The sequence below is a fragment of the Pseudomonas sp. DTU12.1 genome (assembly GCF_009873475.1).
GTDB lineage: Bacteria > Pseudomonadota > Gammaproteobacteria > Pseudomonadales > Pseudomonadaceae > Aquipseudomonas > Aquipseudomonas proteolytica.
Genome location: NZ_CP045254.1, coordinates 4745368 through 4767519, shown reverse-complemented (window position 1 = coordinate 4767519; position 22152 = coordinate 4745368). Strand labels below are relative to the sequence as shown.

Annotated in this window: 19 protein-coding genes and 1 pseudogene; 7 read left to right on the top strand and 13 right to left on the bottom strand. The window is 61.6% G+C overall.

Translation table 11 applies throughout. The annotated features are described in order from the left end of the window. Positions 1-129 precede the first annotated feature (129 nt). The 3 genes from GDV60_RS21055 to GDV60_RS21045 all read right to left on the bottom strand — a co-directional run bounded on the left by GDV60_RS21055 (position 130) and on the right by GDV60_RS21045 (position 5008). The gene (locus GDV60_RS21055) at positions 130-1464 is read right to left on the bottom strand and encodes a sigma-54 dependent transcriptional regulator (protein WP_092237869.1); all 1335 of its coding nucleotides are present in this window, start codon (positions 1462-1464) and stop codon (positions 130-132) included. After that, positions 1458-3224 carry an ATP-binding protein gene (locus GDV60_RS21050; RefSeq protein WP_159908644.1) on the bottom strand — a complete coding sequence of 589 codons (1767 nt, stop codon included), beginning with the start codon at positions 3222-3224 and terminating at the stop codon, positions 1458-1460. Before GDV60_RS21050 ends, GDV60_RS21055 begins: the two co-directional genes overlap by 7 nt. Before the next feature lie 260 nt (positions 3225-3484). Further along, on the bottom strand, positions 3485-5008 hold the full coding sequence (locus GDV60_RS21045; RefSeq protein WP_070994445.1) for a fumarate hydratase: 1524 nt from the start codon (positions 5006-5008) through the stop codon (positions 3485-3487). Between the two features lie 300 nt (positions 5009-5308). Between GDV60_RS21045 and GDV60_RS21040 the strand changes: the two genes are divergently transcribed. Continuing rightward, positions 5309-6241: an iron-sulfur-binding ferredoxin reductase gene (locus tag GDV60_RS21040; RefSeq protein ID WP_029295450.1), complete on the top strand. Its 933-nt coding sequence runs from the start codon at positions 5309-5311 to the stop codon at positions 6239-6241. Positions 6242-6263: 22 nt separating this feature from the next. After that, complete coding sequence (locus tag GDV60_RS21035; protein ID WP_029295453.1) at positions 6264-7013, top strand: enoyl-CoA hydratase; 750 nt, start codon at positions 6264-6266, stop codon at positions 7011-7013. Between the two features lie 176 nt (positions 7014-7189). On the opposite strand, the gene pyk is transcribed toward GDV60_RS21035, so the two are convergent. Continuing rightward, positions 7190-8641 (bottom strand): pyruvate kinase, encoded by a 1452-nt coding sequence (gene pyk, locus GDV60_RS21030; RefSeq protein WP_159908642.1) that lies wholly within the window; start codon positions 8639-8641, stop codon positions 7190-7192. Positions 8642-8817: 176 nt separating this feature from the next. Between pyk and GDV60_RS21025 the strand changes: the two genes are divergently transcribed. Together GDV60_RS21025 and GDV60_RS21020 are read left to right on the top strand one after the other, a co-directional pair. Next, complete coding sequence (locus tag GDV60_RS21025; protein WP_032862465.1) at positions 8818-9192, top strand: hypothetical protein; 375 nt, start codon at positions 8818-8820, stop codon at positions 9190-9192. Positions 9193-9415: 223 nt separating this feature from the next. Continuing rightward, a complete protein-coding gene (locus GDV60_RS21020) occupies positions 9416-9775 on the top strand; it encodes a PilZ domain-containing protein (protein ID WP_029295457.1) in 360 nt (119 codons plus the stop codon). 61 nt (positions 9776-9836) lie between these two features. Here the strand turns inward: GDV60_RS21020 and GDV60_RS21015 are convergent, their stop codons facing one another. From GDV60_RS21015 to GDV60_RS20990, 6 genes are read right to left on the bottom strand one after another with little or no spacing between them, the layout of a single operon-like run. Continuing rightward, positions 9837-11168, bottom strand: a complete 1332-nt coding sequence (locus tag GDV60_RS21015; protein WP_159908640.1) for a DUF58 domain-containing protein — start codon at positions 11166-11168, stop codon at positions 9837-9839. Positions 11169-11175: 7 nt separating this feature from the next. After that, a complete protein-coding gene (locus tag GDV60_RS21010) occupies positions 11176-12168 on the bottom strand; it encodes a MoxR family ATPase (protein WP_159908638.1) in 993 nt (330 codons plus the stop codon). Then, a complete protein-coding gene (locus GDV60_RS21005) occupies positions 12165-13322 on the bottom strand; it encodes a DUF4350 domain-containing protein (RefSeq protein WP_159908636.1) in 1158 nt (385 codons plus the stop codon). The genes GDV60_RS21010 and GDV60_RS21005 overlap by 4 nt, the downstream gene beginning before the upstream one ends. After that, entirely contained in the window at positions 13319-14848 is a 1530-nt protein-coding gene (locus GDV60_RS21000) for a DUF4129 domain-containing protein (RefSeq protein ID WP_159908634.1), read from the bottom strand. Before GDV60_RS21000 ends, GDV60_RS21005 begins: the two co-directional genes overlap by 4 nt. Continuing rightward, a complete protein-coding gene (locus GDV60_RS20995) occupies positions 14835-15815 on the bottom strand; it encodes a stage II sporulation protein M (protein ID WP_159908632.1) in 981 nt (326 codons plus the stop codon). Before GDV60_RS20995 ends, GDV60_RS21000 begins: the two co-directional genes overlap by 14 nt. Then, a complete protein-coding gene (locus GDV60_RS20990; protein WP_159909291.1) occupies positions 15812-16504 on the bottom strand; it encodes an RDD family protein in 693 nt (230 codons plus the stop codon). Before GDV60_RS20990 ends, GDV60_RS20995 begins: the two co-directional genes overlap by 4 nt. A gap of 210 nt (positions 16505-16714) precedes the next feature. On the opposite strand from GDV60_RS20990, the gene sbcB reads away from it, so the two are divergent. Further along, a complete protein-coding gene (gene sbcB, locus GDV60_RS20985; protein WP_104910792.1) occupies positions 16715-18142 on the top strand; it encodes an exodeoxyribonuclease I in 1428 nt (475 codons plus the stop codon). Positions 18143-18231: 89 nt separating this feature from the next. Here the strand turns inward: sbcB and mvaT are convergent, their stop codons facing one another. Further along, positions 18232-18606, bottom strand: coding sequence for a histone-like nucleoid-structuring protein MvaT (gene mvaT, locus GDV60_RS20980; RefSeq protein ID WP_029295469.1), 375 nt, complete (start codon positions 18604-18606; stop codon positions 18232-18234). 349 nt (positions 18607-18955) lie between these two features. Here mvaT and purU point away from each other — a divergent pair, with 349 nt between their 5' ends. Beyond that, positions 18956-19804 carry a formyltetrahydrofolate deformylase gene (gene purU, locus GDV60_RS20975; protein ID WP_029295472.1) on the top strand — a complete coding sequence of 283 codons (849 nt, stop codon included), beginning with the start codon at positions 18956-18958 and terminating at the stop codon, positions 19802-19804. An 86-nt stretch (positions 19805-19890) separates the two neighbouring features. Next, positions 19891-20088 carry a hypothetical protein gene (locus GDV60_RS20970; protein ID WP_029295474.1) on the top strand — a complete coding sequence of 66 codons (198 nt, stop codon included), beginning with the start codon at positions 19891-19893 and terminating at the stop codon, positions 20086-20088. 54 nt (positions 20089-20142) lie between these two features. Here the strand turns inward: GDV60_RS20970 and GDV60_RS27190 are convergent, their stop codons facing one another. Together GDV60_RS27190 and GDV60_RS27185 are read right to left on the bottom strand one after the other, a co-directional pair. Next, the gene (locus GDV60_RS27190; RefSeq protein ID WP_371923390.1) at positions 20143-20907 is read right to left on the bottom strand and encodes a methyl-accepting chemotaxis protein; all 765 of its coding nucleotides are present in this window, start codon (positions 20905-20907) and stop codon (positions 20143-20145) included. Between the two features lie 93 nt (positions 20908-21000). After that, positions 21001-22032, bottom strand: a pseudogene (locus GDV60_RS27185) (cache domain-containing protein); the annotation flags it as partial. Positions 22033-22152 lie beyond the last annotated feature (120 nt).

Here is a 22152-nt window from a genome sequence, read left to right as displayed (position 1 = left end):
ACCGCAGCGGCTGGTTTTGGGGCTGCTTCGCAGCCCAGCGCGGGGCAAGCCCGCTCGCCACAGGAGAGTTCGTCAGTTTCTGAAAGTTGTGTAGATACCTATGCAGCGATGAGGCCTCCAGCAGCCCCCTCAGTCCATCGACAGAAACATTTCCCGGGTCAGCCCATGGCGCTGCATCTTTTCATTGAACGTACGCCGTGGCAGTTGCAGCTCGGCCAGTACCGCCTTGATATCGCCCTTGTGCCGGGTCAGCGCGGCTTTCAAGCAGTGCGCCTCGAACGCTTCCTGCTGCGCTGCCAGGGACTGCCCGGCCTCGATACCCTCCGGCTCCGGCTCACCGAGGCCCAGTACCTGGCGTTCGGCAGCGTTGGCCAACTCGCGCACGTTGCCCGGCCAGTCATGGCTGAGCAGTCGCCCCAGCTGCGGCCCGCTGAGGGGGGCGGCCGCGCGGCCCAGGCGCTCGGCGGCGCTCTGGGCAAAGTGTTCGAACAGCAGCGGAATATCTTCGCGGCGTTCGCGCAGCGGCGGCAGGCGCAATTGTGCGACGGTCAGGCGGTAGGCCAGGTCCTCACGGAACCGCCCGGCGCGGGCTTCGTCCAGCAAGTCGGGCTTGGTCGCGGCAATGATGCGCAGGTCGACCTTGATGCTCTGGTTGGAGCCCAGGCGCTCGAGCTTCTGCTCTTGCAGCACCCGCAGCAGTTTCACCTGCTGGGCCAGGGGCATGCTTTCGATCTCGTCGAGAAACAACGTGCCGCCGTCGGCGTACTCCAGCTTGCCGATACGCTTGCCCTGGGCGCCAGTGAAGGCGCCGCTTTCATGGCCGAACAGTTCGGCTTCAAACAGTTGCTCGGGAATTGCCGCACAGTTGAGCGCGACAAACGGCTTCTTCGCCCGGGGCCCGAAGTCGTGCAGGCAGCGGGCGACCAGTTCCTTGCCGCTGCCGGTCTCGCCACGGATCAGCACGTTGACCGGCAAGGCTGCCAAATCCAGGACCTGGCGGCGCAGTGTCTGCAGGCTGCGGGACACCCCCAGCAGGCTCGACTCCAGCTTGGCCCGATGATCGGCCTGTTGGTGCAGGCGGCGGTTTTCCAGGATCAGCCCGCGCTTGTCCAGGGCCCGGCGCAGGCTGGCGAGCAGGGCGTCGGGGCTGAAGGGTTTTTCGAGAAAGTCGTAGGCGCCATCGCGCATCGCTTCGACGGCCATTGGCACGTCACCGTGGCCCGTCAGCAGGATCACCGGCAAGTCGGCATCGCGTCGTTGCACCTCGGCCAGCAGCTCCAGGCCGCTGAGGCCTGGCATGCGCACGTCGCTGAGAATCACCCCGGGGAAATCCCTGGGCAGTTGCGCCAGGCAGTCCTCGGCGCGGCTGAACAGCTGCACCTCGAACCCGGAGAGGTTCAGCCACTGTTCCACGGCCGTGCGGATGCTGGCTTCGTCATCAACCACGATCACCGCGTTCAGCATAGGTCTGGCGCCTCCAGTGCGATGGGCAGGGTCAGGGTGAATACGGCGCCGTCGCCCTGATTGGCAACACTCAGGCGCCCCCCCAGTTCATGCACGATAGCGTAGGACACCGCCAACCCGAGACCGAGCCCGTCACCCACCGGCTTGGTGGTGAAGAACGGGTCGAACACGTTGTTCAGGTGCTCCTCGGCAATGCCGCCGCCGCTGTCGCTGACGCTCAGGTGCCACAGTTGTTGATCGGCGTGCAGGCGGATTTCCAGGCGCTTGCGCGGTTTGTTGGCCATGGCGTCCAGGGCATTGCGCAGCAGGTTGATCAGCACCTGTTCCAGACGAATGGCGTCGCCGCGTACCCAGGCCGGGCGGGTCAGGTCAAGCACAGTGCCGATGGCTTCGTCGCGCAGGCGCGCGTCGAGCAAGTGCAGGGACTGGTCGACCACGGTCGCCAGGTCCAGGCGTTCGCGCAGGCCGCTGGGGCTTTTGCGGGCGAAGGTTTTCAGATGGCCGGTCAGGGCGGCCATGCGGGTGAGCATGTCGTCCAATGGCGTCAGCGCCTGGTACGCGTCGTCGATGCGCCCGTGATCAAGCAGCAGGCGCAAGGTCGCCAGTTGCATGCGCTGGGTGGTCAGCGGCTGGTTGATTTCATGGGCCAGGGCCGCAGACATCTGCCCCAGCGCCGCCAGCTTGGCCGATTGCACCAGGCCATCCTGGGCGGTGCGCAGGGCCTGGGTACGCTCTTGCACCAGGCGCTCCAGTTCTTCGCGGCTGCGCTGGCGCAAGCGGGCCAGGCGCCAACGCTGGGTCAGGAACAACAGCAGGAACACCAGCGCCAACCACAGGCCGGCCGCGGCGAGGCCGGCGTTACGCTGATCTTCAAAGGCCACCTGGGGTTTGCGCAGCAGGTGCAGGGTCCAGCCTTCGGCTTTGAGCGGCAGGGATTCCCAGATGTAGTTGGCGTTGCCTTCAGGGCCGGCCACGCGGACCAGGTGACTGTTTTCGTCGAAGCGCTGCAAGGTCTGGGTCTCCAGGGGCTGCAGTTGCTTCTTGTCGTACTGGCGCGTGGCTTGGAGTTCGGCCAGATCGTTGGCCGACAGCGGGCGCAGGTTGCGGTAACGCCATCCGGGTTTATTGGCGATAAACACGATGCCCCGGGCATCGCTGACCAGCAGCAGGTCGTCGCCCTGGGCCCATTCGCGCTCCAGCTCCGGAAATTCCAGCTTGACCACCATGGCGCCGAGGAATTGTTCCTGCTCATCCACTACCGCGCTGGAGAGGAAGTACCCCGGAATGCCGGTGGTTACTCCCACCGCATAAAAGCGCCCGTTGCCCTGGCTGCGGGTCTGGCTGAAGTAGGGGCGAAACGCGTAGTTGTGGCCGACATAGCTGCTGGGCAGGCGCCAGTTACTGGCCGCCACGGCCAGGCCGCTGCGGTCCATCAATTCCAGGGTCGAAGACTGCGCAGCACCGTTGATGCGTTCCAGTTTGTGGTTGAGCACCTCCTGGGTCGCCGGATCCAGCGGGCCTTTGAGGGCCCGGATCATTTCCGAGTCCAGGGCCAGCACGGCGGGCAGGGCGCGGTAGCGTTCGATCAGGGTGTGCAAGGAGTTGGCATACAGCGCCAACTGCTGGTTCGCACGCCCGGCATCGTCCACCAGGGACTGGCGTTCGGCCTGGCGGATGGCAACGCTGGCCGCCAGAACGGCGCCGGCAATAATCAGCAGGGAATAGAAGGTCAGACGCAATGGGCGAGGGATCGCGATCATACGAGAATGAGCAGCTGCAGTAAGGGGCGAGCACCATAACATGCGCCGCTTGGATCTTGTGATGAGCGGGCTGGTGTAACAGCTGGGCTTGTGTGGGAGCGGGCTTGCTCGCGAAAGCAGTGTGTCATTCAACACATCCAGCGCCTGATTCAGCGCTTTCGCGAGCAAGCCCGCTCCCACATAACTGCGTTCACTGTGACCACAAAAAAGGCGACTGCAGCACGGAGCCACAGTCGCCTTTTAACCTTGCAGGGAGGTGCTTACTGCACTTCTACCGCCAGGCTCTCACTGATCTTTTTCTGCCAGATGGCAGGGCCAGTGATGTGGACCGACTCACCGTTGCTGTCGACAGCAACCGTTACCGGCATGTCTTTGACGTCGAACTCGTAGATCGCTTCCATGCCCAGTTCGGCGAACGCCACCACACGCGATTTCTTGATGGCTTGCGCCACCAGGTAAGCCGCGCCACCCACGGCCATCAGGTACACGGCCTTGTGGTCCTTGATCGCTTCGATGGCGGTCGGGCCGCGCTCGGATTTGCCGATCATGCCCAACAGGCCAGTCTGCTCGAGGATCTGGCGGGTGAACTTGTCCATCCGCGTGGCGGTGGTCGGGCCAGCCGGGCCAACCACTTCTTCGCGCACCGGATCGACCGGGCCGACGTAGTAGATGAAGCGACCCTTGAGGTCTACCGGCAAGGTTTCACCCTTGTTCAGCATCTCGACCATGCGCTTGTGCGCCGCGTCGCGCCCGGTGAGCATCTTGCCGTTGAGCAGCACGGTTTCGCCCGGTTTCCAGCTCTGCACGTCTTCCGGGGTCAGGGTGTCGAGGTTGACGCGGCGGGCCGACGGGCCGGCTTCCCAGACGATTTCCGGGTAGGCGTCCAGCGGTGGCGCTTCCAGCGAGGCCGGGCCGGAACCGTCGAGCACGAAGTGTGCGTGACGGGTGGCGGCGCAGTTGGGGATCATGCACACCGGCAACGAGGCGGCGTGGGTCGGGTAATCCATGATCTTCACGTCGAGCACGGTGGTCAGGCCACCCAGGCCCTGGGCGCCGATCCCCAGTTGGTTGACCTTCTCGAACAGCTCCAGGCGCATCTCTTCGATACGGTTGGAGGGGCCGCGCTTTTTCAGCTCGTGGATGTCGATGGATTCCATCAACACTTCCTTGGCCATCACCGCGGCTTTCTCGGCGGTGCCGCCGATACCAATGCCGAGCATGCCCGGTGGGCACCAGCCGGCACCCATGGTCGGCACGGTCTTGAGCACCCAGTCGACGATAGAGTCGGACGGGTTGAGCATGGCCATTTTCGACTTGTTCTCGGAACCACCACCCTTGGCGGCCACGTCCACTTCCACGGTGTTACCCGGAACGATGGAGTAGTGGATTACCGCTGGGGTGTTGTCCTTGGTGTTCTTCCTGCTACCTGCCGGGTCGGCGAGGATCGAGGCCCGCAGGACGTTTTCCGGCAGGTTGTAGGCGCGACGCACGCCTTCGTTGATCATGTCGTCCAGGCCCATGGTGGCGCCATCCCAACGTACATCCATGCCGACGCGTACGAACACGGTAACGATCCCGGTGTCCTGGCAGATCGGACGGTGGCCGGTGGCACACATGCGCGAGTTGATCAGGATCTGGGCCATGGAGTCACGGGCGGCCGGCGATTCTTCGCGCAGGTAGGCCTCGTGCATTGCCTGGATGAAGTCAACGGGGTGGTAGTAGGAAATGAATTGCAGGGCGTCGGCAACGCTCTGAATCAGGTCGTCTTGCTTGATCACGGTCATGAGTCGCGCTCCTCTATAAGGGAACATTCAATAAAGGTGGCTTCAGATGGGTGTATCGGTCGCTGGAGCCACCTTTTCCAAGGCACGCCGGGTAGTGCTGGCGCGACGCTAAAAAGGCGCGGCAGTATAACCCGGCGCGGTGGCCGATACACCCGACGATGGTCATGAATGGCCGGCTCGATTTAGCTGTAGGAGCGAGCTTGCTCGCGAAAAACGTGAATCTGGTGGGTTTCGTCAGGCAGCCCGCGTTATCGTTAGCGACATTCGCGAGCAAGCTCGCTCCTACAGTTGAAGAGTTTTATGCCTGAACTGCACGTCGGCGCACGCCACTGGTCGGTCTCCACCGGCAGCAATCTGCTGGATGCCTTGAACCAGGCCGGTGTGGCGGTGCCCTACAGCTGCCGGGCGGGGAGTTGCCATGCCTGCCTGGTGCGTTGCCGGGGTGAGGTCGAGGACAAGCAACCCGACGCCCTGAGCCCGGCCCAGCGCCAGGATGGCTGGCGCCTGGCCTGCCAGTGCCAGGTTACAGGTGATGTGCAGGTTGAGGCCTTTGACCCATTGCGCGACGGCACGGCGGCAACAGTACTGAGCGCGGACTGGCTGCACCCGACGGTGCTGCGCCTGCGCCTGCAACCGGAGCGAGGCCTGCGTTACCGGGCCGGGCAGCACTTGGTGCTGTGGGCGGGTACGGTGGCGCGGCCTTATTCCCTGGCCAGCTTGCCCGGGGAAGATCCGTTCCTGGAGTTCCATCTCGATTGCCGCCTGCCCGGCGAGTTCAGCGATCTTGCCCGGCAGTTACAGGCCGGTGATCAACTGCGCCTGGGCGAATTGCGCGGTGGGGCGTTGCACTATGACCCGGACTGGCAATCCCGGCCGCTGTGGCTGCTGGCATCCGGCACTGGCCTGGGCCCGTTGTGGGGCGTGTTGCGTGAGGCCTTGCGCCAGGATCACCAGGGCGTCATCCGCGTGATTCACCTGGCCCATGATACGCACGCGCATTATCTGGCCGAGCCCCTGGCCCAGCTGGCCGCCAGCCATGAAAACCTCATCGTCGAGTTGTGGACAGCGGCGCAGTTGGCCGGTGCTTTGGCGCAACTGCGGCTTGTTTCCCGGCAAACCCTGGCCTTACTCTGCGGGCATCCCGGCAGTGTCGAGGCCTTTTCCAAGCGCCTGTTCCTGGCGGGCTTGCCGCGTAATCAACTGCTGGCCGATGTGTTCCTGCCCCGTGGTTGAGCGCCTATCTGCGAGACTCGCCATGACCGATGCCATTGTGCTGCAACGTGACCGTGGGCTGCTGATTCTGCAGTTCAACCGCCCCGACAAGAAAAACGCCCTGACCCGCGCGATGTACCACCAGTTGGCCGCGGCGTTGGAGCAGGCCGATGCCGACAACACGGTCAATGCGGTGCTGATCCAGGGCAGTAGCGAGTGTTTTACCGCCGGCAATGATATCGGCGACTTCCTGCAGCAACCGCCCACGGACCTGGACAGCCCACCGTTCCTCTTTATGAAGAGCCTGCTCAATTGCCGCAAACCGGTGATTGCCGGTGTGGCGGGCGCTGCAGTGGGCATTGGTACCACGCTGTTGCTGCATTGCGACCTGGTGTATGTCAGCCGTGATGCCCGGTTGCGCATGCCGTTTGTCAACCTGGGACTGTGCCCGGAGTTCGGCTCCAGCCTGATCCTGCCGCGCTTGCTTGGGCATGCAAAGGCTGCCGAATTGTTGCTGCTGGGCGAAGGGTTCAGCGGCGAGCAGGCTGCACAGTGGGGCATCGCCACGCAAGCGCTGGACAGTGGTGAGGCAGCCTTGGCCAAGGCGCGGGAGGTGGCCGAACGCTTCGAGACTCTGGCGCCGGGTGCAGTGCAAATCAGCAAGCAGTTGATGAAGAGCGTTGATCGCGAGCAGTTGCGCCAGGTGATTGAGGAGGAAGGCGCGCTATTTACCCAGCGGTTGAGGTCGCCGGAGGCGATTGCGGCGTTGTCGGGGTTTATTGCCCGGCGCTGAAATCGAAGTGGCTGGACTGACGCTTTCGCGGGCAAGCCCGCTCCCACATGGGGATGCATTTGAAGTGTGTGTGGGCTTGCCCGCGAAAGCGCCAGTGCAACCACCCCCTCACCCTGATTAGAAATGCAAAAGGCCCTGTCACTCACATGACAGGGCCTTTGCTTTCAGCAGGTCACTCAGACCATTGGGTCGCCAACGTGCAGGATCTTCATGCCGTTGGTGCCGCCGATGGTGTGGTAGCTGTCACCCTTGGTCAGGATCACCCAATCGCCTTTCTCCACGACGCCACGCTTGAGCAGTTCGTCGATGGCAGCCTGGCTGACTTGCTCAGGCGGCAACGACGCCGGGTCGAACGGTACGGTGTACACGCCACGGAACATGGCCGCGCGGGCCTGGGTTTCGCGGTGCGGGGAGAACGCGTAGATCGGGATCGAGGAGCGGATGCGCGACATGATCAACGGGGTGTAGCCACTTTCGGTCAGGGCGATGATCGCCTTCACACCCGGGAAGTGGTTGGCGGTGTACATGGCGGCCAGGGCAATGCTCTGGTCGCAGCTTCCGAACACCTTGCCGATGCGGTGGCTGGAGGTCTTGCTGGTCGGGTGCTTTTCAGCGCCGACGCAGATCCGCGCCATGGCCTGGACCGCTTCCAGCGGGTACGGGCCGGCGGCACTTTCCGCCGAGAGCATTACGGCGTCGGTGTAGTCGAGCACGGCGTTGGCCACGTCGGACACTTCGGCACGGGTTGGCATCGGGTTCTGGATCATCGACTCCATCATCTGGGTCGCAACGATCACCGCTTTATTGTGGCGGCGTGCGTGCAGGATGATTTTCTTCTGGATGCCGATCAGTTCCGCGTCACCGATTTCTACGCCGAGGTCGCCACGGGCAACCATCACTGCGTCGGACGCCTTGATCAGGCCGTCGAGGGTTTCGTCGTCGGCCACGGCTTCAGCGCGCTCGATCTTCGCGACCAGCCAGGCAGTACCGCCGGCCTCGTCGCGCAGTTGGCGGGCGTATTCCATGTCGGCAGCGTCGCGTGGGAAGGACACGGCGAGGTAGTCCACTTCCATTTCGGCGGCGAGCTTGATGTCAGCCTTGTCTTTCTCGGTCAGGGCCGGTGCAGTCAGGCCGCCACCACGACGGTTGATGCCTTTGTGGTCGGACAGCGGGCCGCCGATGATCACGGTGCAGTTCAGCTCGGTGACGGTGGCGGTGTCGACGCGCATGACCACTCGGCCATCGTCCAACAGCAGTTCGTCGCCGACGCCGCAGTCTTTCACCAGGTCCGGGTAGTCGATACCCACAACCTGCTGGTTGCCTTCGGTCAGCGGATGGCTGGTGGAGAAGGTGAACTTGTCACCGATCTTCAGCTCGATGCGCTTGTTGGCGAATTTGGCGATCCGGATCTTCGGACCTTGCAGGTCACCCAGCAGCGCGACGAAGCGGCCATGCTTGGCGGCGAGGTCACGTACCAGCTTGGCGCGAGCCTTGTGCTCGTCCGGGGTGCCGTGGGAGAAGTTCAGACGGGCAACGTCCAGGCCAGCCAGAATCAGCTGTTCGAGGACTTCCGGCGAGTTACTGGCCGGGCCAAGGGTGGCGACGATTTTGGTACGACGGACGGACATGCACGGACTCCTGAGTTCTAGCGCTGGGGAAGGCTACTATGCTCTTTGGCTGTAGTCATTGTTCGTTTGCACTACTTATTATCGATTCGCTTGTTTTCACTCTAAGGAGCGGGACGAACAACCCTGAAGATTTTCGCCCAAGGGTCGATACACTGCTCAAGACAGGAGAACACCCCATGCGAGTTTTGATCATTGCTGCCCTGGCCGTCAGTGTTGTCGGCTGCACCCGTTGGTCGATGGACCATCATTTGAACAATGCCTACCGTGCCTACAACGTAGGCGACTGCGAACGGGTCACCCTGGAATTGTCCCAGGTCGACCGCGAGAGCCGCTCACGGCGCTACGTGCAGCCGGAGGTCTCGATGCTGCGTGGGCAGTGCCTGGAACGGCAGAAGTTGTTTGTGGACGCGGTGCAGACGTATCAGTTCATCATCAGCCAGTACCCGGCGAGCGAATACGCATTCCGCGCCCGTGCACGCCTGGATACGCTGCAACAACTGGGGCATTACCCAGGTGCAAGCCCCGCACGAGCAAGGCCAGCTGCATTGTGATGGCGTCTATCATTTCATAGCTGGTCTCTTGCCGGAGTTGGGCTATCCTTTGGATGTCTGTTTGTACAACTTTCAATTCAAACAGATGCAATTCTCGGATTCGGCGGCGGTAGTGCCAGGGCAGAGGTTGCTGTCCCACCGAGAACCATGGAGCGTGGGGTGTTGTTGATAACGCTCCGGTCCGAACCACTGAACGGCCAAATCATGGCCATTGGACGGCATCATGTTTACCAATCGACGGATTGAGCGGCACCAGTTGCCTTGTTGCTTGCAGGTGTTCAACCGCTTCACGGACAAACCCATCGGTTATCTGGGGAACATTTCCAGTGAAGGCCTGATGTTGGTCAGTCAGCTACCGATGATGATCAACGTGGATTTCGAGCTGTGCTTGAAGATCCCCGGGCTTGAGGGAGATGTGCATGCAATTGACTTCACTGCCAGGTGCCTGTGGAGCCGTGAAGACATCAACCCTCAGCATTATGATTCGGGTTTCATGCTGTTACAGGCACCTGCCGAGTACGGGCAATTGATCCTGGCACTGTCGCAGTACTTCAGTTTTGTTCCCCAGCAGGCCTCGGCCTAGCGCGACGAACGTTGTCGGCCCCGTGCTGATCGTTGAACGGATACCTGTAAAAGGTGCACCTTCATAGCACGCCGCCTTTTTTCCAGCCCAGATAACGCGTTACCAGATCCGCACCCAAATCCGACGGGTGAGCATCCAGTACGGCGAAGCCCTGTGCCTTCAGACGGTCATGGAGTTCTTCCCGGGCGTTGAGATAGTCGACGCTGGCGCAGTAGGCCAGCGCTTCCGGCAGGGTTTGCACAGGGGCCTGGCGCAGATGATCCAGTACTTCTTCGCGCAGGCTTGCCACCAATACCCGATGCTGGCGGCTGATGCGCTTGACCGCAGTCAGCAGATCCTCGTCGTCCTCATCACGCAGGTTGGTCACGACGATCACCAGCGCTCGACGTTTCTGACGAGCCAGTAACTGATTGGCTGCGGCCTGGTAATCGGCCGCGCGCCGGGTGCTGTCCAGGTCGTATACCGCGTTGAGCAACTGGTTCAGTTGGCCACTGCCCTTGACCGGTGCCAGATAGCGCGGCTGGTCACAGGCGAAGGTACACAGGCCCACCGCATCGCCCTGGCGCAAGGCCACGTAGCTGAGCAGCAGACAGGCGTTGAGGGCGTGGTCGAAATGCGACAGTTCGCCGTCCTGGCTGCGCATACGCCGGCCGCAATCGAGCATGAAGACAATCTGCTGGTCGCGCTCATCCTGGTATTCCCGGGCGATCGGCGTGCGTTGCCGTGCCGTGGCTTTCCAGTCAATCTGGCGCAGGCTGTCACCCTCGCGAAATTCCCGCAGTTGGTGAAACTCCAGGCCCAGGCCGCGCCGCTGGCGCTGACGTACACCCAGTTGGCTGAGCCAGTTGTCTACCGCCAACAATTGCGCACCGTACAGGCGGGCAAAATCCGGATAGACCCGCGTGTCATCCTGCAGTGGCAGTAGGCGTTTTGCGGTCCATAACCCTAGAGGGCTGGGGAGGTGCACCTCACAACGCTCAAAGCTGAAGTGCCCACGGCTCAAGGGGCGCAGGCGATAGCCCAGCTCGCTGCGTTCGCTGGGGCGCAGTGGGATGGACTGCGGCAGGTTTTCCACGCTCAACCCATCCGGCACATGATCAAACACCTCCAGGGCCAGGGGATGTGCATAGTCATGCTCCAGGGTAATCCGCACTTCGCTCCAGCGCCCCAGCGCCAGGCTGCCCGGCATCTGCCGCCGCAGGCGTGGCGAGGGGCGGCGTTTGAGGCGGACAGCATCAAGCAATGCGAGCAAAAGCAGCGCCAGGAGCAGGCCCCATGCCACGGAGTGCAGGGCGGCTGGCACCTTGAGTTGCAGGGCCATGGCTGTTCCGAGGGCGATGCCCAGACCCAGCAGCACCGCGAGCCAGGCCAGCAACAGGCGAGTGGGTCTCATGGGCAAGTCACTGTCGCGGCGCCGGCACTTGGTCGAGCAACTGGGCAAGCACCTGATCGACTTCCAGCCCTTCGATATCCAGCTCCGGGGCGATGCGTACCCGATGGCGCAACACCGCCAGCGCGCAGCTCTTTATGTCGTCCGGGATCACGAACTCGCCACCACGCAGCAACGCACGGGCGCGGGCACCTCGCACCAGGGCTATGGAGGCGCGGGGACCGGCGCCAAGGGCCAGGCCGGGCCAAGTGCGGGTGGTGCGTGCCAGGCGCACGGCGTAGTCAAGCACCTGTTCATCCAGGGCCAACTCACTGGCGACCTGCTGCAGCATCAGCACATCTTCGGCCTGGAGCACGGTGCGCAGTGGCTGTACGTCGAGCATGTCGGCGCGGGCGGAGCGGGTTACTTCACGCACCATCTCCAACTCTTGCTGGGCGTCAGGGTAGTCCATGCGTACCTTGAGCATGAAACGGTCGAGTTCAGCCTCCGGTAGCGGGTAAGTGCCTTCCTGTTCGATGGGGTTCTGGGTGGCCAGCACCATAAAGGGTTGGCCGATGGGCAGGGCCTCACCCTCCAGAGTGACCTGGCGTTCCTGCATGGCTTCGAGCAAGGCGGCCTGGGTTTTCGCCGGGGCCCGGTTGATCTCGTCCGCCAGCAGCAGGTGGGTGAACAAGGGGCCCTTGCGCAGCTTGAACTGCTCGGTGTGCAAGTCGTACACGGCGTGGCCTGTAACATCACTGGGCATCAGGTCCGGGGTGAACTGGATGCGCGCGAAGTCGCCGTCAAAGCAGCGGGCCAGGGCGCGTACCAGCAAGGTCTTGCCCAGGCCCGGAACCCCTTCGAGCAGCACATGGCCGCCGGCGATCAGCGCAGTCAGTACGTCATCGATCACCGCATCCTGGCCAATCACCGCTTTGCGCAGCTCGGTGCGCAAAGCCTGGGCCAGTTGGGTGGCTCGCCCGGTGTCTAGGGGGGTGGATACATCCACTGGAGAGTCGCTCATAGGGCATTCCTGAGGGTTTGCAGGCAAGCCACCTGGCGGCTGAAGTCGGCGCTGGAGAGCCGCTTTGCCGGGAGAGGGCCGAGGGCCTGGCTGATAATTGAAGACGGTTGGCGGGTCAGGCGTTCAAGTACCTGCCGTTGGCCGTCGGTATCCAGTTGCTCGAATCCGGGGTGGCGGCGACGCGCGGTGCGCAGGATGTCACGCTGCAAGGCTTGCAACAGGCTGTTTTGCCCGCTGCGGCGCAGCAGGAAATCGGCACTGGCATTCAGGTGTTCCTGTAATTGGCGGCGGGCTTTCGGGGCGGGCGCCCGGATCGGCCCCAGGCGTATGCCGGCACGCCACAACCCCAGCAGAATCAGGGCGGCAAGTGCCACCAGGGCCTGGGGGAAATACCGCAGCAACAGGCTGAACAGGTTTTCGACGTCGGTGTTGGACAGCAGGGTTACATCGCTGCCCTGGGTCAGGTACCAGAGCAGCCAGGCGTTGTCGTGCAAGCCGATGGCCGGGGTCTTCCACAGCTCGCTGTCGGTGATCACGGTCACGCGGCCATGCCCGAGGTTGAGTTGCATCAGGTGACTGGACTTGGCGCTGTTGGCCGAAAACTGGGCCAGGTGCCTGGGGTCGATCAGGGTGTAGTCCGTGTCGAAACTGAAAAACGCCGGTGCGGTTTCGTTATCGACATACAGGCGTGTCAGGTCAGGTTTCTTGCCCTTGCGGGCGCTGGGCGGCTGATCGAAGTCATCGCTGAAGGCCTGGCGCAACTGCAGGCGATCAAGCAGCAGGTCGCCGCTGTCCTGGGTTTCTTCATCCCATATGGCTTCGGCCACCAACAGCAGATGGCCGCCGGCTTGGGTCCATTCCAGCAGTTGGTCAACCTGGTGCGGGGTCATGTTGCTGCGCTCGCTGAGCAACAGCAGGCTGGTGCCCTTGGCGGGCAGGGTGGCCAGGCGCTCCAGGCTGAGGGCGTGTTCGACGGCCAGGCCTTGCTGGCGCAGGAAGTGCTCTGCAGCCAGGTAGGGGTTGGCCTGGGCTTCGGGTGACGGCCCGCGGTCGACCACTTCGTTGTAGGGAATCGCCTTGTGCCAGGCGTAGAAGCCCCCGGCTGTCAGCAGGCAAGCCAGGATCAGCCCGAACCAGATCAGCGGCCGGTTCATTGCGCGGCCTCGCTGTCGAACAAGCTGCGCCAATCTGCGCAGAGCTGTTGCTGGGCCAGGGCAGGCGGCACGCGATGGCCGTAGGCGAGGTTTTGCCAGTGCCGGGTCAGGTCGTCGCTGAATGCCAGCAATTGCGGCTGCTGCAAGTGGCGCACACGTTCCAGGACCTGGCCTTCGGTGTCGGCGTTTTTCAGTGGCAGGTTGAAGTCATGCAGCAGCCGGCTGAGCAGGCCGCGATACAGCAGGCCAAGGGCCTCGCGGGGCTTGGTGGCCCACAGTTGTTCGGCGGCACCGGCAATGTCTGTGGGCAGGGTTGCCACGCCCATGTCCAGGCCGAACAGCTGGGACGGCACGGGCTGCTCCGCCTTGGGCCGCGGGGCGCGGCGACGGCTGACAAAGGCCTGCAGCCAGTCGCGATAACGCCAGGCGAGCAGGGTAATCCCGGCGATCAGCAGGCCCCAGAGCAGTACCTCCATCACCAGGGCCAGGGACTTGAATGTGTCGCTGTTGAGGTTGTTCAGAAAGGATTCAAGCCAGGCAGGCAACTTGGCATCGGTGCCGGGCTTGGTTTTGTTGGCGCCCTGGTCCTCGCCGAAACGGTAGCGGGTAACGGTTTCCGGATTCTTGAACGGGGGTTGTTCCAGCAGGTGCTTGATCGATTGGCTGGCTTGCGGCGTGCTCAATGGTTTCGAGTCGACCGGTGGATTGGCCATGGCCTGGGGTGTTGGCGCGATCACGAGCAGGCCGACCGCCAGCAGCAGGACGGCCACTGCTGCTTCCAGGCGCTGGCGCAGTCGGCGGAACACCAATTCCAGGTCCCAGGCTTCGAGCACCGTACGCCGGTTGAGGTAGAGGCTGAATCCACACGCCACGTAGATGGGCTCCCAGAACACCAGGATCAGGGCGTAGAAAGCATTGCTCAGGTGCTCCAGCCATAGCCAATCCTGGCTGCTGGCCAGCGCCAACTGTTGCCAGTCCCAGTCCAGTTCTACCTGTTGTGGCAGGAACAGGTAGAACAGCGCCATCAAGCCCACCCATAGCGCCGTTTCCAGGTGAATGCCGATCAGCGTCAGCCAGCGCGCCGCGCCAGCGTTGCGCTGTTGCAGGATCCCCAACCGTTGTTGGCGGGCCAGGCCTGCGAGGCCTTCGAGTTGCACCACGGGCATGGTAAAGCTGCGACTGAGGCTAAAGCGCCTCCAGGTCAGGCTGGCCAGCAGTTGCCCCTTGAGCAGGTGCGGCCATTGGCGCAGTGCCTGTTTGAGCGTGGGCGTCTGGCCAAACAGCGCCTTGGACAGGATGTACAGCGGCAAGCGCTCAAAGGCCGGTTTCAACCACCAGAACACCAGCACGGCTACAGACGGGTAGTCCCACAGCAAAACGCTGATCAGGATAAAGATCGGCAGGCTCACCAGGGCCCAACTGCTCATCAATAGCACGCGGTGCTCGCGGGCCAGCAACACCCCCAGGTCCATGGCTTCCCACGAGGAGCGAGGACGAATCACCACACTGGCGTCACTCAGGCGCATGACGACTCCTGCCGGCGAACAACAGATAGGCGATCACCAGCGCCCAGAGTGCAGCGCCCACCAGGTACTTGCCCCAAGGCTGTACGGCGGTGGTGGAGGACCAATAGGCTTCTATAAAGGCTGCGATAAGCAGGAACACCATCACACCGCAGATCATTTGCACGCTCTTGCGGGCTGCCAGCCGCAGCGACTCACCCCGGGGCAACGCTCCCGGAGCGATCAACGCCCAGCCCAATTGCAGGCCTGCCGCGCCGGCCAGGGCAATGGCTGTCAGTTCGAAGGCGCCATGGCCGATGACAAAGGACCAGAAGGTTTGCCCGTAGCCGATTTGTGTCAGGTGCCCGGCAACGGCCCCGATCATCAGGCCATTGAAAAACAGGAAAAACACGCTGCCCAGGCCGAACAGCAAGCCGCCGGCGAAGGTCTGGAATGCAATACCGATGTTGTTCATGACGTAGTAGCCGAACATCATCCAGTCCTCACTCGATGCCCGCTCGGCCGCGCGTCCCAGGCGACTGGCGTCGGGGTCGTACATGCCTTGCATCTCGGTCACTTGCTCGGTACTGACGATGGTGTAGATCAAGTCGGGGAACAGATAGACCAGCAGGCCAATGCCGGCCAGGCTGCCAAAGAACAGCAGGCTGGCTACCAGCACGAAGCGCCATTGTTCGCGAACCGTACGGGGGAAATCCGCCAGCAGGAAGCCCAGGGTCTTGGCGCCGAGCTGGCTGCGATGACGATACAGCTGTTGATGGCCGCGCAAGGCCAGTTGTTGCAGCGGGTCTACCAGGTAGCTGCTGTAGCCGCGCTCCTGTGCCAGTGCCAGGTGTTGGCACAGGCGTCGGTAATCGTGGGGGAAGCGCGTCAGATCGTGGGCTTTGGCCTTGCCTTGTTCAAGCAGTGCCAGTTGCGCGGCAAAGGCCTGCCAGTGCGGCTGGTGACGGGTTTCGAACAGGCTCTGTTTCATGTTGGCCCCAACAGGCCGCGAGCCACGCCATTGAGCTGCTCCACGGCACGTGCCGGGGAAACCTGCAAGGGCGTGGCCAGAATCGCTGCCAGCTCATGGGTCCGCTCGGCGGACAGTTCACCCTGGCGCTCGGCAAAACCCAGGATCGCGCGCTGCTCGTTCAACTCCAGGGCAAAGGGCAGGCGCAATGCCGGGGCCTGGGGCAACTGGGGACGAGACAGGGGCTGTTCGCGATAAACAACCAGGGTCCCGGCTGCGATATCACCCAGGCGCTTGAAGTGGGGATGTTGCAGGCAACTGATGGCACCGAGGAAGTAGCCGAACGGCAACATATCGACAAAACGCAACAGGTTGCGGATCAAGGAGGCAGACCAGCCAATGGGCGTGCCGTCATCCTGTACCACGCGCAGCCCCATGACCTGCTTGCCCGGTGAACAGCCTTGGTTGAGCACTTCGAAGAGCACCATGTACCACCAACTGACGAGAAACAGCAGGATCGAGCCCAGGCCGACGCCCAGGTTGCCGAGAAACGCCAGGGCAATGAACAGGATGCCGAGGATCAGGCCGCGCAGGCCCAGGTCGAAGCCGAAGGCCAGGGCTCGAGGCATCAGCCCGGCGGGGCGCAAGGGCAGGTCGATGCCTTCCGGGGTCTCGATCTGGTAGCGAGTGTCCAATGGCGCGATGGGCATTGCGTTCCCTGGCAGTGCGGCGTGGCTTGGCATGGGCAACCCTCTGGGGCGGCCGGCAAATTGAGAGGCCGATGCTAGCAGTGTCGTCGATGGAAGTGACACCTGAAAATGCGCCAAGGTTTCACTGAATGTTTATCCAGTGCACATGGCGCTGGCCCCGGGCGGCGTCCAGCGCCTAGACTTTGTCGGTCTTCAGCACAGGAATAGCCCGTGACCTCGATCTTCTGGTACGACTATGAAACCACTGGCATCAACCCACGCAGCGACCGTCCGCTGCAGGTCGCCGGGATTCGCACCGACCTTGACCTTAATGAGATAGGGCCGCCGGTCAACCTCTATTGCCAGCCCAGCGACGATATCCTGCCGCACCCCGCGGCGTGCATGATCACGGGCATTACCCCCGGCCAACTGGCGGAAAAAGGCCTGGCCGAAGCCGACTTCATGACGCGGGTGCATGCCGAGTTGGCGGCCCCCGGCACCTGCGGCGCAGGCTATAACACCCTGCGCTTTGACGATGAAATGACCCGCTATAGCCTGTATCGCAATTTCTTCGACCCCTATGCCCGGGAATGGCAGGGCGGCAACAGCCGTTGGGATTTGATCGATGTGCTGCGCACGGCCTATGCGCTGCGGCCCGATGGCATCGTCTGGCCCGAGCAGGACGGGCGCGTGACCCTCAAGCTGGAGCGCCTGACGGCGGCCAATGGGATCGACCATGGCCAGGCCCACGAGGCATTGGCCGACGTACGTGCCACCATCGCATTGGCGCGCCTGGTCCGGGAAAAACAACCGAAGTTGTACGACTGGCTGTTTCAACTGCGTAGCAAACAGCGGGTCATGGATCAAATCCGCCTGTTGCAGCCCATGGTGCATATTTCCGGGCGTTTTTCCGCCGAGCGCCATTACCTGGGGGTGGTGCTGCCGTTGGCGTGGCATCCGCGCAATCGCAACGCGTTGATCGTCTGTGACCTGGGGCTCGACCCGCAGGGATTGCTGGACCTGGATGCCGAAACACTGCGCCAGCGTCTGTACACCCGGCGCGATGAGTTGGCTGAAGGCGAGTTGCCGGTGCCGCTCAAATTAGTCCACATCAACCGCTGCCCGGTGGTCGCACCGCTGAGTGTGTTGCGGGCGCAAGACCAGCAGCGTTTGAATCTGGACATGGGTGAGTATCAGGCCCGGGCGCTGCGGCTAACTGACGCACAGGAACTTTGGCGGGATAAATTGCCGGCGATTTATGCCGAAGAAGATTTCGCGGCAACCGCCGATCCGGAACAACAGCTCTACGATGGTTTTATTGGTGATCGGGATCGGCGTTTATGTGAACAAGTCCGGGCTGCCGAACCTGCGCAACTAGCACGCCAGCAGTGGCCTTTTGATGATCATCGTTTGCCGGAATTATTGTTTCGCTATCGTGCCCGTAACTTTGCGTACACCTTGGATGACGAAGAGCAACAACGCTGGAAACTATTCTGTCAGCAACGCTTGTCAGACGCGGATTACGGTGCACCCAATACCCTGGAGAGTTTTAATATGGCCAGGCTTGAATTGGACGTTAGTGCTACAACGTTTCAGCGTCAGGTACTGGATGAATGGCAGCAATATGCTGATGCTTTACGTCAGCGCCTGAGCCTGTAATCAGCGCTTGATAAACAGCGGGCAATAAAAAACGCCAGCAAGCTGGCGTTTTTTATTGTGTCGCGAATCAGGTGACGACCCAGGGAGCCTTAGCCCAGCAGGGTGGCCCAGCCTTCAACCACGTCACCGCCCCACTTGGCTTTCCACTCTTTCAGAGTCTTGTGATTGCCACCTTTGGTTTCAATCACTTCACCGTTGTGCGGGTTTTTGTATTGCTTGACCTTACGGGCGCGCTTGGTGCCGGTAACTTTTACTGCGCCGCGAGGTGCTTTAACTTTCGATTCCGGATCCAGCAGCGCGATGATGTCACGCAGGGATTTGGAGTATTCACCCATCAGGGTGCGCAATTTGCCTTCGAATTCCAGCTCGGTTTGCAGTTTGTCGTCTTGGGACAGATTCTTCAAACGGGCTTGCAGCTCTTTGATAGCTTCTTCGGTGGCACGGTATTCGTTGATCAGGGACATGTGGACTACCTTATGCGGGGCGCTGAGGGACAGGGATAGTGGCCTAATAATAGTCAGACAGTTTCCCCAAGTAAACATTTAAGCTCTGTTTTATGTAATTTACTTTGAACGTTTGTAGTCAGAGACGCTGAGTGCATTATTTAGTGCGCTCGACCGGCTAAAGATATTCTCATTAGATCTTGGCTTATTGCGGTAACAGATGCTTGTGTTGACATAGTGCTGGGGTAAAAACCGTACGCTGTTTAGGGATACCGCCAGCAATCGCTCGAATAAGCGTTGAGGAATACTGCAGTTTTTCTACGGTGTCGCTAGAATGGCGGCCTTTGCGAAGTTCTGGAGTTTGCCCCTAATGCGCACTTTTCGTCTGGTGATTGCCTGCCCGGATCGGGTTGGTATCGTCGCTAAAGTCAGTAACTTTCTGGCCTCTCACAACGGCTGGATCACCGAAGCGAGTCATCACTCGGACAATCTCAGTGGTTGGTTTTTCATGCGTCACGAAATTCGTGCCGACACGCTGCCCTTTGGTCTTGAGGCATTTCGCGAGGCGTTTGCGCCCATCGCCGAAGAGTTTTCGATGACATGGCGCATTACCGACACCGAGCAGAAAAAACGTGTGGTGCTGATGGCCAGCCGCGAGTCCCATTGCCTGGCGGACCTGCTGCACCGCTGGCACAGCGATGAGCTGGACTGCGAAATCGCCTGCGTGATTTCCAACCACGACGACCTGCGCAGCATGGTTGAGTGGCACGGTATTCCTTACTACCACGTGCCGGTCGACTCGCAGAACAAACAGCCGGCCTTCACCGAAGTCTCGCGCCTGGTCGAGCAGCATCAAGCGGACGTCGTGGTACTGGCGCGCTACATGCAGATCCTGCCGCCGGAGCTGTGCCGCGAATATGCAGGCAAGGTGATCAACATTCACCACAGCTTCCTGCCGTCGTTTGTCGGCGCCAAGCCGTATCACCAAGCCTCCCTGCGCGGCGTGAAGCTGATCGGCGCAACGTGCCACTATGTCACCGAGGAGCTGGACGCCGGTCCTATCATCGAACAGGACGTGGTGCGCGTCAGCCACAGCGACAGTATTGAAGACATGGTGCGCTTCGGCCGCGACGTCGAGAAGATGGTCCTGGCCCGCGGCCTGCGCTATCACCTGGAAGACCGCGTGCTGGTGCACGGCAACAAGACCGTGGTGTTCTGACCGACTGTTTTTAGTTGAAGCAAAAAGGGCCTGGGCGTTAAATCACCCAGGCCCTTTTTATTTGTGTCAGCGATGAGGATCCAACGATGAGTGATCCCCTGGATAAAGCCACGTCCAAGGCGCCCGCTACCTTGGGCGAAGGGTGTTTGAGCCGCTATGACCCGGATGACTTGGATGCCGAGGACGGCACGGATTTTCCCGGCGCCGCCCGGTTGTGGGAGCAGTTGCAGGAAGAGTCAGAGCCGCACGACAAGCCCGGCCCTGACAGAAACAACGCAGGTTGAATGTAGGAGAGGTCTAGCCCCAACTCCTACAGTTGATTTGCGCTGTACTCCGGTTTAGATACGGAAACTCCCCACCAGTTGTTTCAGGCGTGCCGCTTGCTGCTCAAGGTCGGAGCAGGCGCGCAGGGTGGACTGCAGGTTTTCCACGCCTTCCTGGTTGAGCGTATTGATTTCGGTGATATCGATGTTGATCGATTCAACCACCGAGGTCTGCTCCTCGGTCGCGGTAGCCACCGATTGGTTCATGCCGTCGATTTCACCGATACGCTGGGTCACGCTGCTCAGGCGTTCACCTGCCAGGTTGGCGATTTCTACGCTGTCGAGGCTATGGCGCTGGCTTTCGCTCATGGTGCTGACCGAGTCCCGAGCGCCGACTTGCAGCTCCTCGATCATCTTTTGCACCTGTTGCGCCGATTCTTGCGTGCGATGGGCCAGGTTGCGCACCTCGTCTGCCACCACCGCAAACCCACGGCCGGCTTCCCCGGCGCGCGCAGCCTCAATGGCGGCGTTGAGCGCCAGCAGGTTGGTTTGCTGGGAAATACTGGTGATCACTTCGAGAATCTGCCCGATATTCACCGTCTTACTGTTGAGCGCCTCGATATTGCTGCTCGAGGCGCTGATCATTTCGGACAGCTGTGTCATGGCCTTGATATTGCGCTCCACCACTTGCTGGCCATCTTCGGCCAGGTGCCGTGCATCGCTGGCCTGGTGCGAGGCCTGGGCGGCGTTACGGGCGATTTCCTGGGCGGCGGCGCCCAACTGGTTGATTGCCGCCGCGACGCTGTTGGTGCGGTTGGCCTGCTCGTCGGAATTGACCATCGACGAGTTGGAGGCGCTGACCACGCGCAGTGCCACTTCATTGACCTGGCCGGTGGCGGAAGACACTTCGCGAATCGAGGTATGAATCCGCTCCACAAAGCGGTTGAAGGCTTTGCCGAGGATGCCGAATTCGTCATGGTTCTGGATAGTCAGGCGGCGCGTCAGGTCGCCTTCGCCATCGGCGATGTCTTCCATGGCGCGGGTCATTACATACAGAGGCTGCATCAGCACACGGATCAGCATGCCTAGCAGCGCGATGATGATCGCTACGGCTATCACGGTGGCAATGATGGCCGATGTGCGGAATTCGCTGAGCATGGCGAAGGATTTGTCTTTATCTACCGACAGACCGATATACCAGTTCACCGACGGCAAACCCTTGATCGGAGCGAAGGTGACAATGCGGGTTTTGCCATCAACCTCGATTTCGCTGAAGTCGGCACTGATCTTGATGGCCTGGTTCGGGTACGCCTCGCCCAGGGTCTTCATCACCAGGCTTTTATCCGGGTGTACCAGGATCTTGCCGTCGGCACTGACCAGGAACGCGTAGCCCATGCCGCCGAAGCTCAGCGCGCCGATGTTGTCCACCAGGGTTTGCAGGCTCAGGTCGCCGCCGACCACACCGACACTTTGCCCAGCCTTGCTGCTGGGGGTGGCGATGGAAATGATCAACTGGCCGGTGGCTGCATCGATATAAGGTTCGGTCAGGGTCGAGCCGTTGCTGGTCTGGGCACCTTTGTACCAGGGGCGCACGCGGGGATCGAAGCCGTCGGGCATCTTCGCATCGGGGCGAATGGTGAAGCCGCCTTGGCTGTCGCCCAGATAGGTGGCCATGAACGATGACGTCAGGGCTTTCTGCTCCAGCAGGCTGGCAACCACGGCCGGTTCGGAGTTGATGGCGATGTTCTGGGCGGCGTTTTCCACCAGGACGATGCGCCCGGCCAGCCAACTCTGGGTATTGCTGGCAGTCACGCTGCCCATTTCATGCAGGTAGCTGTCGAGGTCGTCGCGAATTGCGTTTCGTTGCAGGTAGTCGTTGTACAACGTGAACAACGCAAATGCGGCAATGACGATAAGGGCGGCTGCAAGCAGGATTTTGTGGCTGAAGCGCAGATTTTTATTCATGGCTCGTCGTGTCCGCTAAGGTCTTAGTGTCCGAGGCGCGTCTTTTATGCAGACGCGCAAATGGCAGCATTAAATAAAGTGTGATATTTCCATCTGCTCCTGCAGGAATTATCCGGTCTA

Bases quoted from the DNA above. Each gene is read 5' to 3' on its own strand.
- GDV60_RS21040 (WP_029295450.1), top strand. From the start codon at position 5,309: ATGCCTGAACTGCACGTCGGCGCACGCCACTGGTCGGTCTCCACCGGC.
- purU (WP_029295472.1), top strand. From the start codon at position 18,956: ATGCGCACTTTTCGTCTGGTGATTGCCTGCCCGGATCGGGTTGGTATC.
- GDV60_RS21045 (WP_070994445.1), bottom strand. From the start codon at position 5,008: ATGACCGTGATCAAGCAAGACGACCTGATTCAGAGCGTTGCCGACGCC.
- GDV60_RS21015 (WP_159908640.1), bottom strand. From the start codon at position 11,168: ATGAGACCCACTCGCCTGTTGCTGGCCTGGCTCGCGGTGCTGCTGGGT.
- GDV60_RS21025 (WP_032862465.1), top strand. From the start codon at position 8,818: ATGCGAGTTTTGATCATTGCTGCCCTGGCCGTCAGTGTTGTCGGCTGC.
- GDV60_RS20995 (WP_159908632.1), bottom strand. From the start codon at position 15,815: ATGAAACAGAGCCTGTTCGAAACCCGTCACCAGCCGCACTGGCAGGCC.
- GDV60_RS21035 (WP_029295453.1), top strand. From the start codon at position 6,264: ATGACCGATGCCATTGTGCTGCAACGTGACCGTGGGCTGCTGATTCTG.
- GDV60_RS27190 (WP_371923390.1), bottom strand. From the start codon at position 20,907: ATGGTCAATTCCGACGAGCAGGCCAACCGCACCAACAGCGTCGCGGCG.
- GDV60_RS21005 (WP_159908636.1), bottom strand. From the start codon at position 13,322: ATGAACCGGCCGCTGATCTGGTTCGGGCTGATCCTGGCTTGCCTGCTG.
- mvaT (WP_029295469.1), bottom strand. From the start codon at position 18,606: ATGTCCCTGATCAACGAATACCGTGCCACCGAAGAAGCTATCAAAGAG.
- GDV60_RS21050 (WP_159908644.1), bottom strand. From the start codon at position 3,224: ATGATCGCGATCCCTCGCCCATTGCGTCTGACCTTCTATTCCCTGCTG.
- GDV60_RS20990 (WP_159909291.1), bottom strand. From the start codon at position 16,504: ATGCCCATCGCGCCATTGGACACTCGCTACCAGATCGAGACCCCGGAA.
- GDV60_RS21000 (WP_159908634.1), bottom strand. From the start codon at position 14,848: ATGCGCCTGAGTGACGCCAGTGTGGTGATTCGTCCTCGCTCCTCGTGG.
- GDV60_RS21020 (WP_029295457.1), top strand. From the start codon at position 9,416: ATGTTTACCAATCGACGGATTGAGCGGCACCAGTTGCCTTGTTGCTTG.
- GDV60_RS21055 (WP_092237869.1), bottom strand. From the start codon at position 1,464: ATGCTGAACGCGGTGATCGTGGTTGATGACGAAGCCAGCATCCGCACG.
- pyk (WP_159908642.1), bottom strand. From the start codon at position 8,641: ATGTCCGTCCGTCGTACCAAAATCGTCGCCACCCTTGGCCCGGCCAGT.
- GDV60_RS20970 (WP_029295474.1), top strand. From the start codon at position 19,891: ATGAGTGATCCCCTGGATAAAGCCACGTCCAAGGCGCCCGCTACCTTG.
- GDV60_RS21010 (WP_159908638.1), bottom strand. From the start codon at position 12,168: ATGAGCGACTCTCCAGTGGATGTATCCACCCCCCTAGACACCGGGCGA.